At 60.6% G+C, this 13477-nt stretch carries 13 protein-coding genes; 11 read left to right on the plus strand and 2 right to left on the minus strand.

Annotation, left to right across the window (positions count from 1 at the left end; all coding sequences use genetic code 11):
- Window positions 1-14 precede the first annotated feature (14 nt).
- From DJ563_RS16035 to gltS, 5 genes are all read left to right on the plus strand, one after another.
- Window positions 15-1025 (plus strand): ornithine carbamoyltransferase, encoded by a 1011-nt coding sequence (locus DJ563_RS16035; RefSeq protein WP_016485079.1) that lies wholly within the window; start codon window positions 15-17, stop codon window positions 1023-1025.
- Window positions 1026-1152: 127 nt separating this feature from the next.
- Window positions 1153-2082 carry a carbamate kinase gene (gene arcC / locus DJ563_RS16040; RefSeq protein ID WP_033701047.1) on the plus strand — a complete coding sequence of 310 codons (930 nt, stop codon included), beginning with the start codon at window positions 1153-1155 and terminating at the stop codon, window positions 2080-2082.
- Between the two features lie 56 nt (window positions 2083-2138).
- Window positions 2139-2507: a DUF5064 family protein gene (locus tag DJ563_RS16045; RefSeq protein ID WP_274098122.1), complete on the plus strand. Its 369-nt coding sequence runs from the start codon at window positions 2139-2141 to the stop codon at window positions 2505-2507.
- A gap of 99 nt (window positions 2508-2606) precedes the next feature.
- Window positions 2607-4115, plus strand: a complete 1509-nt coding sequence (locus tag DJ563_RS16050; protein ID WP_274098134.1) for a sigma-54-dependent transcriptional regulator — start codon at window positions 2607-2609, stop codon at window positions 4113-4115.
- 137 nt (window positions 4116-4252) lie between these two features.
- On the plus strand, window positions 4253-5431 hold the full coding sequence (gene gltS, locus DJ563_RS16055) for a sodium/glutamate symporter (RefSeq protein WP_434518020.1): 1179 nt from the start codon (window positions 4253-4255) through the stop codon (window positions 5429-5431).
- Between the two features lie 78 nt (window positions 5432-5509).
- Here the strand turns inward: gltS and DJ563_RS16060 are convergent, their stop codons facing one another.
- Together DJ563_RS16060 and DJ563_RS16065 are read right to left on the minus strand one after the other, a co-directional pair.
- A complete protein-coding gene (locus tag DJ563_RS16060) occupies window positions 5510-6682 on the minus strand; it encodes an MFS transporter (RefSeq protein WP_274098124.1) in 1173 nt (390 codons plus the stop codon).
- Window positions 6675-7487, minus strand: a complete 813-nt coding sequence (locus tag DJ563_RS16065; protein ID WP_274098125.1) for an alpha/beta fold hydrolase — start codon at window positions 7485-7487, stop codon at window positions 6675-6677. The genes DJ563_RS16060 and DJ563_RS16065 overlap by 8 nt, the downstream gene beginning before the upstream one ends.
- Window positions 7488-7609: 122 nt before the next feature.
- Here DJ563_RS16065 and DJ563_RS16070 point away from each other — a divergent pair, with 122 nt between their 5' ends.
- From DJ563_RS16070 to DJ563_RS16095, 6 genes are all read left to right on the plus strand, one after another.
- On the plus strand, window positions 7610-8116 hold the full coding sequence (locus DJ563_RS16070) for a MarR family winged helix-turn-helix transcriptional regulator (protein WP_033701052.1): 507 nt from the start codon (window positions 7610-7612) through the stop codon (window positions 8114-8116).
- A gap of 25 nt (window positions 8117-8141) precedes the next feature.
- Window positions 8142-9080, plus strand: a complete 939-nt coding sequence (locus DJ563_RS16075; protein WP_033701053.1) for a LysR family transcriptional regulator — start codon at window positions 8142-8144, stop codon at window positions 9078-9080.
- A gap of 127 nt (window positions 9081-9207) precedes the next feature.
- Window positions 9208-10140: a TauD/TfdA family dioxygenase gene (locus DJ563_RS16080; protein WP_274098126.1), complete on the plus strand. Its 933-nt coding sequence runs from the start codon at window positions 9208-9210 to the stop codon at window positions 10138-10140.
- Window positions 10137-11618, plus strand: a complete 1482-nt coding sequence (locus DJ563_RS16085; protein ID WP_274098127.1) for an AMP-binding protein — start codon at window positions 10137-10139, stop codon at window positions 11616-11618. Before DJ563_RS16080 ends, DJ563_RS16085 begins: the two co-directional genes overlap by 4 nt.
- A gap of 10 nt (window positions 11619-11628) precedes the next feature.
- On the plus strand, window positions 11629-12228 hold the full coding sequence (locus DJ563_RS16090; protein WP_434518021.1) for a thermostable hemolysin: 600 nt from the start codon (window positions 11629-11631) through the stop codon (window positions 12226-12228).
- Window positions 12229-12276: 48 nt separating this feature from the next.
- Window positions 12277-13470 carry a multidrug effflux MFS transporter gene (locus tag DJ563_RS16095; RefSeq protein WP_274098129.1) on the plus strand — a complete coding sequence of 398 codons (1194 nt, stop codon included), beginning with the start codon at window positions 12277-12279 and terminating at the stop codon, window positions 13468-13470.
- Window positions 13471-13477: the final 7 nt, after the last annotated feature.

The raw sequence follows: 13477 nt of genomic DNA on the forward strand, positions 1-13477 counted from the left end.
AAGGAGACACCGTCATGGCGTTCAATATTCACAACCGCAACCTGCTCAGCCTCGAACATCACACCACGCGCGAGCTGCGCTACCTGCTGGACCTGTCCCGCGACCTCAAGCGCGCCAAGTACACCGGTACCGAACAGCAGCACCTGAAGGGCAACAACATTGCCCTGATCTTCGAGAAGACCTCGACCCGCACCCGCTGCGCCTTCGAAGTCGCGGCTTATGACCAGGGCGCCAACGTCACCTACATCGACCCCAACTCCTCGCAGATCGGCCACAAGGAAAGCATGAAGGACACCGCCCGCGTACTCGGGCGCATGTACGATGCCATCGAGTACCGTGGCTTCAAGCAGGAAATCGTCGAAGAACTGGCGAAGTTCGCCGGCGTGCCAGTGTTCAACGGGTTGACCGACGAATACCACCCGACCCAGATGATCGCCGACGTGCTGACCATGCGCGAGCACAGCGACAAGCCACTGCACGACATCAGCTACGCCTACCTGGGCGATGCCCGCAACAACATGGGCAACTCGCTGCTGCTGATCGGTGCCAAGCTTGGCATGGACGTGCGCATTGCCGCGCCGAAGGCGCTGTGGCCGCATGACGACCTGGTCGAACGTTGCAAAAAGTACGCTGAAGAAAGCGGCGCCCGCATCACCCTGACCGAAGACCCGAAAGCTGCGGTCAAGGGCGTGGACTTCGTGCACACCGACGTGTGGGTATCGATGGGCGAGCCGATCGAAGCCTGGGGCGAACGCATCAAGCAGCTCAAGCCTTACCAGGTGAATGCCGAGCTGATGAAGTCTACCGGCAACCCGCGCACCAAGTTCATGCACTGCCTGCCGGCCTTCCACAACTCCGACACCAAGGTCGGCAAGCAGATTGCCGAACAGTACCCGGACCTGGCCAACGGTATCGAAGTGACCGATGACGTGTTCGAGTCACCGGCCTGCATCGCCTTCGAGCAAGCGGAAAACCGCATGCACACGATCAAGGCGATCCTGGTGTCGACCCTGGCTGACCTTTAAAAGCTAGTAGCTACAAGCCGCAAGCTCCAAGCCACAAGAAAGGCGGCTCATAACTCCGACCCGCCTTATCTTGCAGCTTGAAGCTTGAAACTTGAAGCTTGAAGCCATCCACACAAGGACATTCCCCATGCGTATCGTTGTTGCATTGGGCGGCAACGCCCTGCTGCGTCGCGGCGAGCCCATGACCGCTGACAACCAGCGCGCCAATATCCGCACCGCCACCGAGCAGATCGCCAAGATCCACCCCGGCAACGAGCTGGTCATCGCCCACGGCAACGGCCCGCAGGTAGGCCTGCTGTCGCTGCAGGCGCTGTCTTACAAGCCGGACGAAGCCTACCCGCTGGACGTGCTCGGCGCCGAGACCGAAGGCATGATCGGCTACATGATCGAACAGGAGCTGGGCAACCTGCTGGCGTTCGAAGTGCCGTTCGCCACACTGCTCACCCAGGTTGAAGTGGACGCCAACGACCCCGCCTTCAAAGACCCGACCAAGTTCATCGGCCCGGTCTACAGCAAGGAAGAGGCCGAGCGCCTGGCCAAGGAAAAAGGCTGGGTGGTCAAGCCCGACGGCGACAAGTACCGCCGCGTGGTGGCCAGCCCCAAACCCAAGCGCATCTTCGAGATCCGCCCGATCAAGTGGCTGCTGGAAAAGAGCAGCATCGTGATTTGCGCCGGCGGCGGTGGCATCCCCACCATGTACGATGAAAACCGCAAGCTCAAAGGCATCGAAGCAGTCATCGACAAGGACCTGTGCTCTGCCCTGCTGGCCGAGCAATTGGAAGCCGACCTTCTGATCATCGCCACCGACGTCGATGCGGCCTACATTGACTGGGGCAAGCCCACGCAAAAGGCCATTGCCCAGGCCCACCCCGACGAACTCGAACGCCTGGGCTTCGCCGCCGGCTCCATGGGGCCAAAGGTGCAAGCGGCCAGTGACTTTGCCCGTAACACCGGCAAAGTGGCGGTGATCAGCTCGCTGGAAAACATCGAGGACATCGTCAAAGGCACCGCCGGCACTCGGGTTTCCACCGCCACGCCTGGGATCAGCTACCGTTGAATGCAGTGGGCGGGCGCCTGGCGCCCGCCATTTTCGACCTTCCAAAGGAGCTTGCCATGGCCCAGTACCACCCTGGTCATGTACACATCGAGCGCAGCGCGCTGAACACCAATGACCACAGTTATGACCTGAACATCGAATACGAGGCAGCGTCGGATCCCAAGGAAGGCAGAGGCATTCAGTTCCACATGCATGGCAGCATCGAAGGCAAGACGGTGGACGAGAAGTTCTTCCTGCCCAAGGACCAGGTGCTGCCCAGTTTCCTCATGCTGCTGACCCGCAAGGCCCAGTCCTACCTGGCCCCACCGAAGAAATTCGAGAACCTGGGGTCACCGCACAAGATCTATGACTTCATGTTCAGCGATATTCGCGAAAAACTCGAGGTGAAGTCGGGCGACCCGATCAAGCCTGAACATCTGGAGTAACAATGAACTGGGGCTGCTGTGCAGCCCCGGCAGTGTTGGGCCAAGCCCACCTATCAAGGCATACTACGGCCCTCCCCGGCCATGACCAACCGCCTCCCCATGCGCATCCACGTCAGCTTCATCGACCGCGTCGGCATCACCCAGGAAGTCCTCGCCCTGCTCGGTGCCCGCCACCTCAACCTGGACGCCGTGGAGATGGTCCCGCCGAACGTCTACATCGACGCCCCGACCCTCAGCCCCGCCGTGCTCGAAGAGCTGCACGACGCTTTGTTCGACGTGCAAGGCGTGCAGTCGGTGGATGTGGTCGACATCCTCCCGGGCCAACGCCGCCACCTGCAGCTCGATGCCCTGCTCGCGGCCATGAGCGACCCGGTACTGGCCGTGGACAGCGCAGGCCTGGTGTTGCTGGCCAACCCGGCGCTGATTGCCCTGTGCGGGCGCGAATCGGCCGGGCGCTCGGTGGGCGAACTGTTCGGCGACAACGGCCTGCTGCAAGCCCTGCAGGACAACAATTTCCACCTGCCGATGCGCGAAATGCAGCTCAACGGCCAGAGCCTGTTGCTCGACGCCACGCCCATCACCAATGCTGGCGGCCTGCTGACCCTGTACCCACCTACGCGCATGGGGGAACGCCTTTCGGCGTTGCACCATGACCATGCTGAAGGGTTCGACGCGCTGCTCGGCGAATCACCGGCCATCCGTACCCTCAAGGCGCGTGCCTTGCGCGTTGCAGCCCTTGATGCGCCCTTGCTGGTACACGGCGAGACCGGCACCGGCAAAGAGCTGGTGGCCCGCGCCTGCCATGCCATCAGCAGCCGCCACGCTGCGCCGTTCCTGGCCCTGAACTGCGCCGCGCTGCCCGAGAGCCTGGCCGAGAGCGAGCTGTTCGGCTATGCCCCAGGCGCCTTTACCGGCGCGCAACGGGGTGGCAAACCCGGGTTGATGGAGCTGGCCAACCAAGGCACGGTGTTTCTCGACGAAATCGGCGAAATGTCGCCGTACCTGCAGGCCAAATTGTTGCGTTTTCTCAGCGACGGCAGCTTCCGCCGCGTGGGTGGTGACCGTGAGGTGAAGGTGGATGTGCGGATCATCAGCGCTACCCACCGCGACCTGGAGCACATGGTGGCCGAAGGCACCTTCCGTGAAGATTTGTTCTACCGCCTTAACGTGCTCAACCTGCAAGTGCCGCCCTTGCGTGACCGTGGCCAGGACATCCTGATGCTGGCGCATTTCTTCATGCAGCAGGCCTGCACGCAGATTCAGCGCCCAGCTTGCCGCCTGACCCCGGCCACCCATTCGGCACTGCTGGCCAACCCTTGGCCAGGCAACGTGCGGCAACTGCAGAACGTGATTTTCCGCGCGGCGGCCATTTGCGAGAGCAACCTGGTGGACATTGGCGACCTGGACATCGCCGGCACCTCGGTGGCCCGTGGCCAGGATGGCGAAGTGGCGAGCCTGGAGCAGGCCGTGGCGGACTTCGAACGGGAGCTGTTGCAGCGTTTGTATGCCAGCTATCCGTCGACACGGCAGTTGGCCGGCAGGCTGCAAACCTCACACACTGCCATTGCACAGCGGCTGCGCAAGTACGGCATATCGGGAAAATCATAAGATTTGTTGAAAAATCAGCACGCGCCTCGGAATTATCCTACGCACAGTGCCAATACTTACCTCAGCGTGACTGCGTAGAATAGGGGTGTTCGCCCGTGGATATAAAAGAGCACCCTGATGTTTGAACTAACGGCACCTTGGTAGCGGCTTCTTTAGTATTGTTATTAGGCCGTGGCCTGGTCGCACGCGTGGGTTTCTTACGCGCCTACAATATACCGGAGCCCGTCGCCGGCGGCCTGGTCGTTGCCTTTTGCCTGTTAGGGCTACGGCACTTTGATATTCACGTGCAGTTCGATACTTCCCTGCAAACCCCCTTGATGCTGGCGTTTTTCGCCACCATTGGTTTAAGCGCAGACTTTGCCAGCCTGAAAAAGGGTGGGCGTGTCGTCGCCATCTTCCTGCTCGTGGTGACCGGCCTTCTGCTGGTACAAAATGCCATGGGCATCGGGCTTGCCACGGCATTGGGCCTCGACCCGCTGATGGGCCTGCTGGCCGGCTCGGTCACCCTGTCCGGTGGCCATGGCACAGGCGCCGCCTGGGGCGCGACGTTCAGTGAGCAGTATGGCCTGGCCTCGGCCTCCGAGCTGGCGCTGGCTGCTGCAACCTTTGGCCTGGTGCTGGGCGGCCTGATCGGTGGCCCGGTCGCCCGCCTGCTGGTCAAGCGTGTTCATACCAGCGGCATCGAGCAGGCGCAGCCACAACAACCCAGGGGCTTTGAACAACCCAACGAAGAGCGCCTGATCACCTCTTTCAGTTTTATCGAAACCCTCGCGCTGATTGCCGTCAGCTTACTCGCAGGCTCGTTGCTCAATGGCCTGTTAAAGGGAACTGCATTTGAACTGCCCACGTTTGTTTGCGTCTTGTTTGTCGGTGTCGTGTTGCGCAACGGGCTTTCAGTTTTGGGCGCGTACCGCGTGTTCGAACGTGAAGTTTCAGTATTGGGCAATGTCAGCCTTTCACTGTTTCTGGCCATTGCGCTGATGTCGCTTAAATTATGGGACCTGGCCGCACTGGCGTTTCCGTTCTTTATGCTGCTGGCCATGCAAGCACTGGTCATGGCCTTGTTTGCAATCTTCATTACGTTCAGGGTCATGGGCAGTAATTATGACGCGGCAGTATTGGCGGCGGGGCACTGTGGTTTCGGCCTGGGCGCTACGCCGACCGCCATTGCCAATATGCAGGCCGTGACGCAACGTTACGGCCCTTCGCATATAGCCTTTCTCGTGGTACCGATGGTGGGGGCGTTCTTCATCGATATCATCAACGTGATCGTGATCAAGGTGTATTTGGCATTGCCCTTCTTCACCGCGCTTTAAAGACCCGCCAGCGGTATGCGTGCGGCCGAACTGGCACACACGCTCGGTAACCGGAATAGGCGCGTCAGCCTTGCCGATTCAAGCCTGACGAACCATGGCTTCTTTTTGCCGCAACGGCGGACGCAACAGTGTACTCAACCCCAGCAGTACGAAGGCGCCAATCATCATCACCGCCCAAGCCCAGTGCAATGAGCTGAGCTGGTCACGCACGATACCGGCGAGCAGTGGCATGCTGGCGGCAATCAGATACCCACCACCTTGCACGAACGCCAACAGCGCGCCGGCCTTGGCCGGTGAATCCGCGTGGTCCATGGCAACGATCAACGAGAGTGGAAAAAGCGCCCCAATGCCCAGGCCCAGACACACGGTGGCCACGGCCGCCAACGCTACCGGCGCGACCATCAGGCAGGCCAACCCTGCTATCAACAGCAAAATGACCCACACCAAGGGGTATCTGCGATCCGCAAAGCGCTGGATCAAGGATGATACGAGCAAGCCGGCGAGCACTTCGGTGACGGTCAATGCCCCCAGCAGGTAACCCGCCTCGGCTGCTGTCCACCCCAACTCGATGTAGAACGGCGGCAACCAGGCCAGCACCAAGGTGTAGGCACCTGTGCCAATGCCGAAGAACAGCAACAGCAACCAGGCCCGCGCGCTACGGTAGGGCAATGTGGCCGACACCTGTCTGCCAGGGGTCCTACGCGCTAGCAGCAGCCAGACGATCAGGGCGACCAATGCCGGGACGGCAGCGTAGCCCAACGACAGTTGCCAGCCGAACAGGCCCGCGCCAGGTGCTGCCGTGGCGGCGGCCAACGCAGCACCCGCCATGATACCGGTGGTGAACAATCCCATCAGCATGCCAGCACTTTGCGGATGGCTGCCCTTGAGGAACGCCGGCATCAGCGCCTGAATGATCGCAATGCCGATACCACCCAGTGCCGCTGTGGCGATGAGCGCTTCGGCAGTGCTGACGTAGGCGCGTGCAGCGCAGCTCAACGCAATCAGCACAATGCCTGCAGCCACGCCCGTGGTCTCACCGACCAGACGCAGCAGCCAGGGGCCGGACAACGCGAACACGCCCATCATCATCACCGGCAAGGTCGTCAGCAGGCCGGCTTGGGTGTTGCTCAGCCCCAGGTCGTGCTGCAGCAATTGCAGCAGCGGGCCGATGGCAGCCATGACTGGGCGCAGGTTCAAGCCGATCAGTATCGCCAGCAACCCGACGCAGGCTTTGTTGGGGGTATCAGTCATGATGGAGGGGCTCCTGCAGGAACGCACCGGTTGCCTGGTTGAATGCCTGTGCGAGCGGTACGTTGAATACGTGCCCTTCGCCCGCGAGGGTGGCCAGGCGAGCGTGACCGATGTTGTTGCAGATGGCTTCGGCTTCGGCACTCGGGCTGATCGGGTCAAATTCTGCGGCGAGTACCAGTGTAGCGGCCTGAATACGTTGCAAATCGCCAGTCAGGTCGTATTGCTTCATGCCCTCGCACCAGCGGATCTGGTTGTGCGCCCGTAACTGCGCGGCCTGGGCGTGCCACGCCTGGTAAAGCCGCTGACCACGGGGCGAGGCGGCGAAGTCCGCACCGACCAATGCGGGCCAGCTCGACTTGAAGCGTTTCAGGCAACCATCCTGCTTGCCCAAGGCGGCCGCCCACTCGCTGAGCAGCCCTTTGCGATGTGCAGTGTTCATGCTGGCGAACGTGCCGGCAACGATCAGTTTCTCTACTGCGTGCGGTGCATGACAGGCCATCTCAAGGGCCACCATGCCGCCCAGGGACAAGCCGATCAGCTGGACGCTGTCGAGCCCGAGGTGGTCCAGCAGCGCCAGCATTTCCAAGGCTTGGGCACGGGCGGTGATGCCTTCGGGAGCATCACTGGATGCCCCGTGCCCTAGCAGGTCGGGTACGATGACACGATGCCCGAGGCCAAGCAGCGCGCTGAGCTGCGGCATCCACGCCCTGCCGCTGTTGGCAAAGCCATGCAGCAGGAGCACAGGGCTGCCGGAGCCGGTGTCATGATAATAGTGACGATGCTGTCCATGTATGAAAAAAGCCATGCTGCCTCCTGATCCTTGAGCTTCACCGCGCCAAGATAGCTTAACGTTAAGATTGTTAAAAGGCGCGGGGGTTCAGAAGGTGCGTTGGTTAAAGATTTCCAGGTTCAACGATGAGTGCAGCAATGAACGATCATGTCGATTTCGTCGTCGCGCAGTGGGCGCAGGCGATGCCTTCCGTGGATGTTTCCTCCATGGAAATCTTTGGCCGAATGGCGCGTATCAGCAAGCACCTGGAGCGCATGCGTGCAGAAGCCCTGGCGCAGTATGGCTTCAAGGAGGGCGAATTCGACGTCCTGGCAACCTTGCGCCGTGCAGGGGCACCCTACCGCCTGACGCCAACCGAGCTGTATCGCTCGTTGCTGATAACGTCCGGCGCGATGACCAACCGCTTGACGAGACTGGAAAGCGCCGGGATGGTCGAGCGCATTGCCGACAATCAAGACAAGCGCAGCTCCCAGGTGGCCCTCACAGCACAGGGCAAGGCATTGATTGATAAGGCAGTCCTTACCCATACTGAGATCCAGGAGCTGGTACTGGCCCCCCTGAGCGCCGAGCAGCGTGAACTATTCGCACAGCTGTTGAAGCAAATGCTCGCTCATCTGCCAGGTGAGGGTGCGCCCAGGCAATGAACTGGAAAATTCAGGAGGAATTTTCATGCTTCACAGCAATTACCTGAAGCAATTGGATCTGCAGGACATCGTGGTATTCATCAACCTGCTCGAACTGCGCAGCGCCAAGCGGACTGCCGAATTGATGAATATCAGCCAGCCCACCGTCAGTTATTGCCTGAAGCGCCTGCGCGGGTGCTTCGACGACACCTTGTTCTCGTCTTCGCAAGGGGTGCTGAAACCCACCACCAAAGCGGAAAAGATTGCGCCGTACCTTCGCGTGGTGGTCGAATCCGTCAACCGCTGCGCCGAGGACGACAGCAGCGCCTCGCCACAAGCACAGCGCAAGATCTGGCGCATCTGCGCGCCCGAGTATTTCGAACTTTCCTTCTTGCCGCAGGCGCTGGCGGTACTGTCACGTACACACGGCAATACCTCGCTGCACCTCGATCGCTTAAGCCGTGACCTGCCGGTGGACCGGCTGATTTCAGGCGACATCGACATTGCCATCGGCTTCGGCCCGGGCTATCACCAGATGCACCCCGAGCTGCAATGGCAACCGGTGCTCAGTGATGATTTCGTGTGCGTGACCAGCCAAGGCATGCTGGCCAGTGAAGAGGCCATGAGCCTGGACGAGTTCTGTGCTTCGCCCCATGTGTTCCCGACACCGTGGATATCGGAAAAGAACATGGTCGACAGCTGGCTGGACAAGGTTGGCCGATCACGCAACGTGCTGGTGCGCGCCAATGGTTATCAGGCCTGCGTGAATATTGTGGCCGCCGTGCCAGCCACGGTGGCACTGCCCGCACGCCTGTTGCCGCACCTGCGCATCGCACCTGGGCTGAAGGTCTGCACACCGCCGCTGGGCTTCCCCAGTTTCACCCTCGACATGATCTGGTCGCGCGATCGCAGCGACAGCAAGGATATTTCCAGCCTGCGCGCACTGGTCGAAGCGGTGGCGCAAACGCTGTTGACGGAACGATGACCCCGCTTTATTAAATTTTCCCAAGGCGTTTAAATTTCTTAAAACCAGCAGCTTGTTCTTTTCACTTACTGTGAGGTTATCGGGTAGCGATGATCTACCTGACCCACAGTTCAAGGAGGAATAAGTCATGCTGGCGCACGTACAATCCACGGTGTTTCCGTTCTATCGACAACCGACACCGTGCTACGGTTTCGAATGTATCTATGCCGTCGACCGCACCCTGCGGGTAGGCGATTCGATTAACAGTGCGACACTCTATGAAGACCTCGCCCACAGTGGCGCCATTATCTACCGCGACTTTGCCGATACACTGCCGGACTTCAACGAGTTCGTCAGCGCGCACTCCGCTCGCGTGACATTCGACCCTGCCCGCAAAGCCGCTACGTCCAACACGGCAGAAATCGAGGCCGGTGTGAATGAAATGGGGCTGCACCGTGAGAACGGTAACTTGCCATTCAACCCCGACCTGCAGTGGTTCTACTGCCTGGAGCCTGCAGCAGTGGGCTCTGAAACGACCCTGTGCGACGGCCAACGGGTACTGTTCGACTTGTCTGCGAAAACCCGAAAGTGTTTTGAGAACCGTGAAATTCGTTACAGCCGGCGCATACCCTGGAACAATGTAAAACGTTTTCTGAGCATTGAACTGCAACTGCCCATCGATGACATTACCGACGAGCACTTGCACCAGGTCAATCAACAGGTCAGTGGCCAAACCTATCGCCGCATCGATCAGAACCTGATTGCGTCCGAACTGATTATCTCGGCGGTTGAAACCAGTTGCTTCAGCGGCAAGCAAGCGTTTTGCAATTCAATGCTCGGCCCCAGCGTCAACTATGAACCGCCGCTTATCACCTGGGCCGATGGCGAGGATATCGCCCTGGATATATGGGACGAGATCAAAGAAGTGACCGCCCGCAATACGTATAGCCACTTCTGGCAGAAGGGCGACCTGGTGGTGATCGACAACACGCGCGTGATGCACGGGCGCCGGCGCCTGGATGACCCTTCTCGGCGCATATTCGGCGCGCAAAGCTATCGCATTGGAGGTATCGGCCAATGATCAGCCAAAAAATGCAGGACTACCTGGCCGCCACACCAGACCGCGTAGTGATCAAGGAAATGAACGGTCGCGCCTACACTTTGCACGAATTGCGCCGTGACGTGATGCGACTGGCCAGTGCACTGGAGGGGCGGGTTGGCCGCTGCGAACGCAAAGTGTTTGGCATCGCCATGCGCTCTTGCTACGAGTGGGTGTACACCTTGTTGGCGATTCAAAAAGTGGGCGGTGTGTTGCTACCGGTGCCCATCGAATTTTCCGACGACCAGATCGGCAGCCTGCTGGGCAAGGCGGCGGCAGTGTTCGTCAGCGATGAGCAAACCGCCGGCCGCCTGCACGCTATTCTGCCGGACAAGGCGTGCTTCATCCCCGCGCAACTCATGCACGACACCATCGGTGACGAGTGGCGCCAGGAGGACGAGCTCATCCCGGACGGGATTGTTTCGATCATCCACACGTCGGGCACCACCTCCAAACCCAAAGGGGTGATGATCCGCGACGAGGCAGTCGGGCTGCTGGTCGATAACGTGATGAAGCGTCTGCCACAACAGCCGCTGCACTACTTCTCGATCGTCCCCATGAGTCTGCTGATCGAGCAGGTGCTGGGGGTGTTCATCCCGATTCTTTCGGGCGGCACGTTGACCCTCATGCCCAAAGGCATGACCGAATACGGCGCAGCCAGCGGTAACGCACGGCAGTACCTGCAGCTGATTGCGCCCAACCAGCCGAACTTCCTGTACCTGCCGCCCAAGCTGCTGGAAGAGGCCAACCTGCTGCTCGAGCACTGCTCGGTCGAGGAACTGTTCGGGCCACAACGCCCGCACATCATCACCGGCGGCGCGAAAATTCCGGTGACGGTCCTGGAAGCCCTGGAGGCGCACGGCGTACAGGTGTTCGAAGCCTATGGCCTGAGCGAGAACTCTTCGATCATTTCGCTCAACTCACCGGCGCAACGGCGTATCGGGTCGGCAGGCACCTTGCTCGATGGTATCGAACCCAAGCTGGTCGACGGTGAATTGCTGGTCCGCACGCCGACCCTCTGTGCCGGTTACTACAACGCCGACGATACAGCCTGCGACCTGTCCGACGGTTATCTGCATACCGGCGATATCGCCGAATTTCGCGACGGCTATCTGTACATCACCGGCCGCAAGAAGCACGTGATCATCCTGTCTACCGCACGCAACATCTCGCCCGAGTGGGTCGAGAACGTCTACAAGGAGAGCGCCCTGGTAGACGACATGATCGTCATGGGTGAAGGCAAGGACGAGCCCTGCGCCATCGTCTTGAGCAGCGCCTGCGCAGACTCGGTCCGCCAGGAAATGGCGCGCCTGGAGCACCGGCTCGCCGACTTTGCCAGGGTCAGGCAGATTCGCGTCATCGCTGACATCGCCACCTTCCGTGATCAGTTCTACACGGTCACGGGGCGGCCACGCAGGGCCGAGATCGAAGCCCGGTTCATCGACCAGATGTACGCCTGAGGAAGCCACCATGTACATCGTGCGTAATTTCTACAAAGGCCGACCTGGCTACCGATGCCTGCAGGAAGCGGTACGTGCCCACTACCTCAAGCACTATGGCGCGACGCCAGAGCCACAGCCCGATCTGTTCGTCTGCCTGACCGGCGCCAACGGTGGGGCACCAGGCTATGCCTGTGCGGGGATCAGCTACGGCGATTCCGGCAAGCTGTTCAGCGAGTACTACCTGGATCAGAGCCTGGATGAGCGCTACCACATCGATCGGGCACGCATTGCCGAAGTTGGCGCGTTCGCCTCGTTTCATAGCGGCAGTGGGGCCGGGAAGTACCTGCTCAACAACGTGATCAAGACACTGGCCCTGCGAAATTTCGGCTTGGTGGTACTGACCGCCACCGAACAGGTGCGGCAATTGCTGATCCCCCTCGTAGACACCCTCGAGGACCTGGGCGGTGCCGACCGCAACAAGCTCAGGGACCCTGGCGTCAACTGGGGCAACTACTACGACCACGGACCACGGGTGGTGGCTTCGCGCCTGTCTGCGCCGAGTACCTGGGGCAATGCCCCCGCCCTGGCCCTGAGCCAGCCGCATTTCACCTGCCAGGCATCCGCCTGACCACATCTGGCTCCGGGCATGGCCGTGCCCGGAGCACTGGAGGTAACCATGAACACAAGCAAGCGTTACGAGAATTTCATCGTGTTCCTTGCTCCCCTGATCAATAGCGTCGGGGGGATCGCCATCGACCTGTATGCGCCCAGCATGCCGTCAATCGGACATGAGCTGGGCGCCAGCCCGTCGCTCATGCAGAACACCATCACCATCACCTTGCTGTTCTATGCCATCGGCCAGCTATTTTTCGGCATCATGACCGATGCGCGCGGGCGCCGGCCGGCGGTTATCCTGGGCCTGGCGCTGTTCCTCAGCGGCAGCCTGCTGGCCACCTTCTCGACCTCCATCGAAATGCTGTTGGTCGCCCGCGCACTGCAAGGTTTTGCGATTGGTGCATGCCAAGTGGTTGCCCGTGCCTTGCTGGTCGATATCGTCAAGGGCCCGCGTTTCTATGTGGCCATTATCTATCTGAGCCTGGCGTTCGGCCTCGGGCCCGTCATCGCACCGTATGTGGGCGGCATGATCGAGGTCTACCTGGGCTGGCGCTACAATTTCGTCCTGTATGCGGTCTATGCCGTGATCGTGATGGCGTTCGTCTTGGCCGGGCTCAAGGAATCGCTGCCCGCCACTGCCCGTCGCAGTGCCATGCAAACCCTGGTTGGCTACCGGTGCATCCTGGCTGACGGGCGCTTTCGCTCGTCGGTAATCGTACTGGGCGCAAGTTTCTCGGCGTTTTTGCTGTGGAACGTGATTGGCCCGCATATCGTCCAGGAGCGGCTGGGCCACGACGCACAATACTTCGGCACCACGGCACTGGCGGTGGGCAGTTGCTATCTGGTCGGGACGCTGGTCAATCGTGCGTTGATCCGCAGGGTCCAGGCGGCCACGTTGATGTGGACGGGCATGCTGCTGTTCCTGCTCGGCGTGTTGAGCATCGCCGCCATGCCTGCTGGGTTGAACCTGGTCAGCATCCTGGGTGGCATCATGCTTGTCGCGTTCGGCCAGGGCTTTATCTTCTCCAACGCCATGGCCCGCTCCATGTCCCTCTTCCCCGACCGCGCAGGGGTGGCGGCCAGCCTGCAAGGCTGCCTGATGCTGGTATTCGGGTCGCTGGCTTCGGGCATCGTCAGTGCGCTGCCCTTGGCGTCGAACCTGGCGATCGCGGGCGTGTTCCTGGTGCTCTGGCTGATCTCGCTGTCGGGGATGCTGACGGTGCGCCTGCAACAGCGTCAAGCGTCGCCAGCCTGAGCCAGGT

Origin of the sequence: Pseudomonas sp. NFX1, assembly GCF_051123555.1 — a bacterium.
GTDB lineage: Bacteria > Pseudomonadota > Gammaproteobacteria > Pseudomonadales > Pseudomonadaceae > Aquipseudomonas > Aquipseudomonas capeferrum.

What these genes read in the sequence shown, in the direction of transcription:
- DJ563_RS16035 (WP_016485079.1), top strand. Translation starts at nt 15, where the DNA reads ATGGCGTTCAATATTCACAACCGCAACCTGCTCAGCCTCGAACATCAC.
- arcC (WP_033701047.1), top strand. Translation starts at nt 1,153, where the DNA reads ATGCGTATCGTTGTTGCATTGGGCGGCAACGCCCTGCTGCGTCGCGGC.
- DJ563_RS16045 (WP_274098122.1), top strand. Translation starts at nt 2,139, where the DNA reads ATGGCCCAGTACCACCCTGGTCATGTACACATCGAGCGCAGCGCGCTG.
- DJ563_RS16050 (WP_274098134.1), top strand. Translation starts at nt 2,607, where the DNA reads ATGCGCATCCACGTCAGCTTCATCGACCGCGTCGGCATCACCCAGGAA.
- DJ563_RS16060 (WP_274098124.1), bottom strand. Translation starts at nt 6,682, where the DNA reads ATGACTGATACCCCCAACAAAGCCTGCGTCGGGTTGCTGGCGATACTG.
- DJ563_RS16065 (WP_274098125.1), bottom strand. Translation starts at nt 7,487, where the DNA reads ATGGCTTTTTTCATACATGGACAGCATCGTCACTATTATCATGACACC.
- DJ563_RS16070 (WP_033701052.1), top strand. Translation starts at nt 7,610, where the DNA reads ATGAACGATCATGTCGATTTCGTCGTCGCGCAGTGGGCGCAGGCGATG.
- DJ563_RS16075 (WP_033701053.1), top strand. Translation starts at nt 8,142, where the DNA reads ATGCTTCACAGCAATTACCTGAAGCAATTGGATCTGCAGGACATCGTG.
- DJ563_RS16080 (WP_274098126.1), top strand. Translation starts at nt 9,208, where the DNA reads ATGCTGGCGCACGTACAATCCACGGTGTTTCCGTTCTATCGACAACCG.
- DJ563_RS16085 (WP_274098127.1), top strand. Translation starts at nt 10,137, where the DNA reads ATGATCAGCCAAAAAATGCAGGACTACCTGGCCGCCACACCAGACCGC.
- DJ563_RS16090 (WP_434518021.1), top strand. Translation starts at nt 11,629, where the DNA reads ATGTACATCGTGCGTAATTTCTACAAAGGCCGACCTGGCTACCGATGC.
- DJ563_RS16095 (WP_274098129.1), top strand. Translation starts at nt 12,277, where the DNA reads ATGAACACAAGCAAGCGTTACGAGAATTTCATCGTGTTCCTTGCTCCC.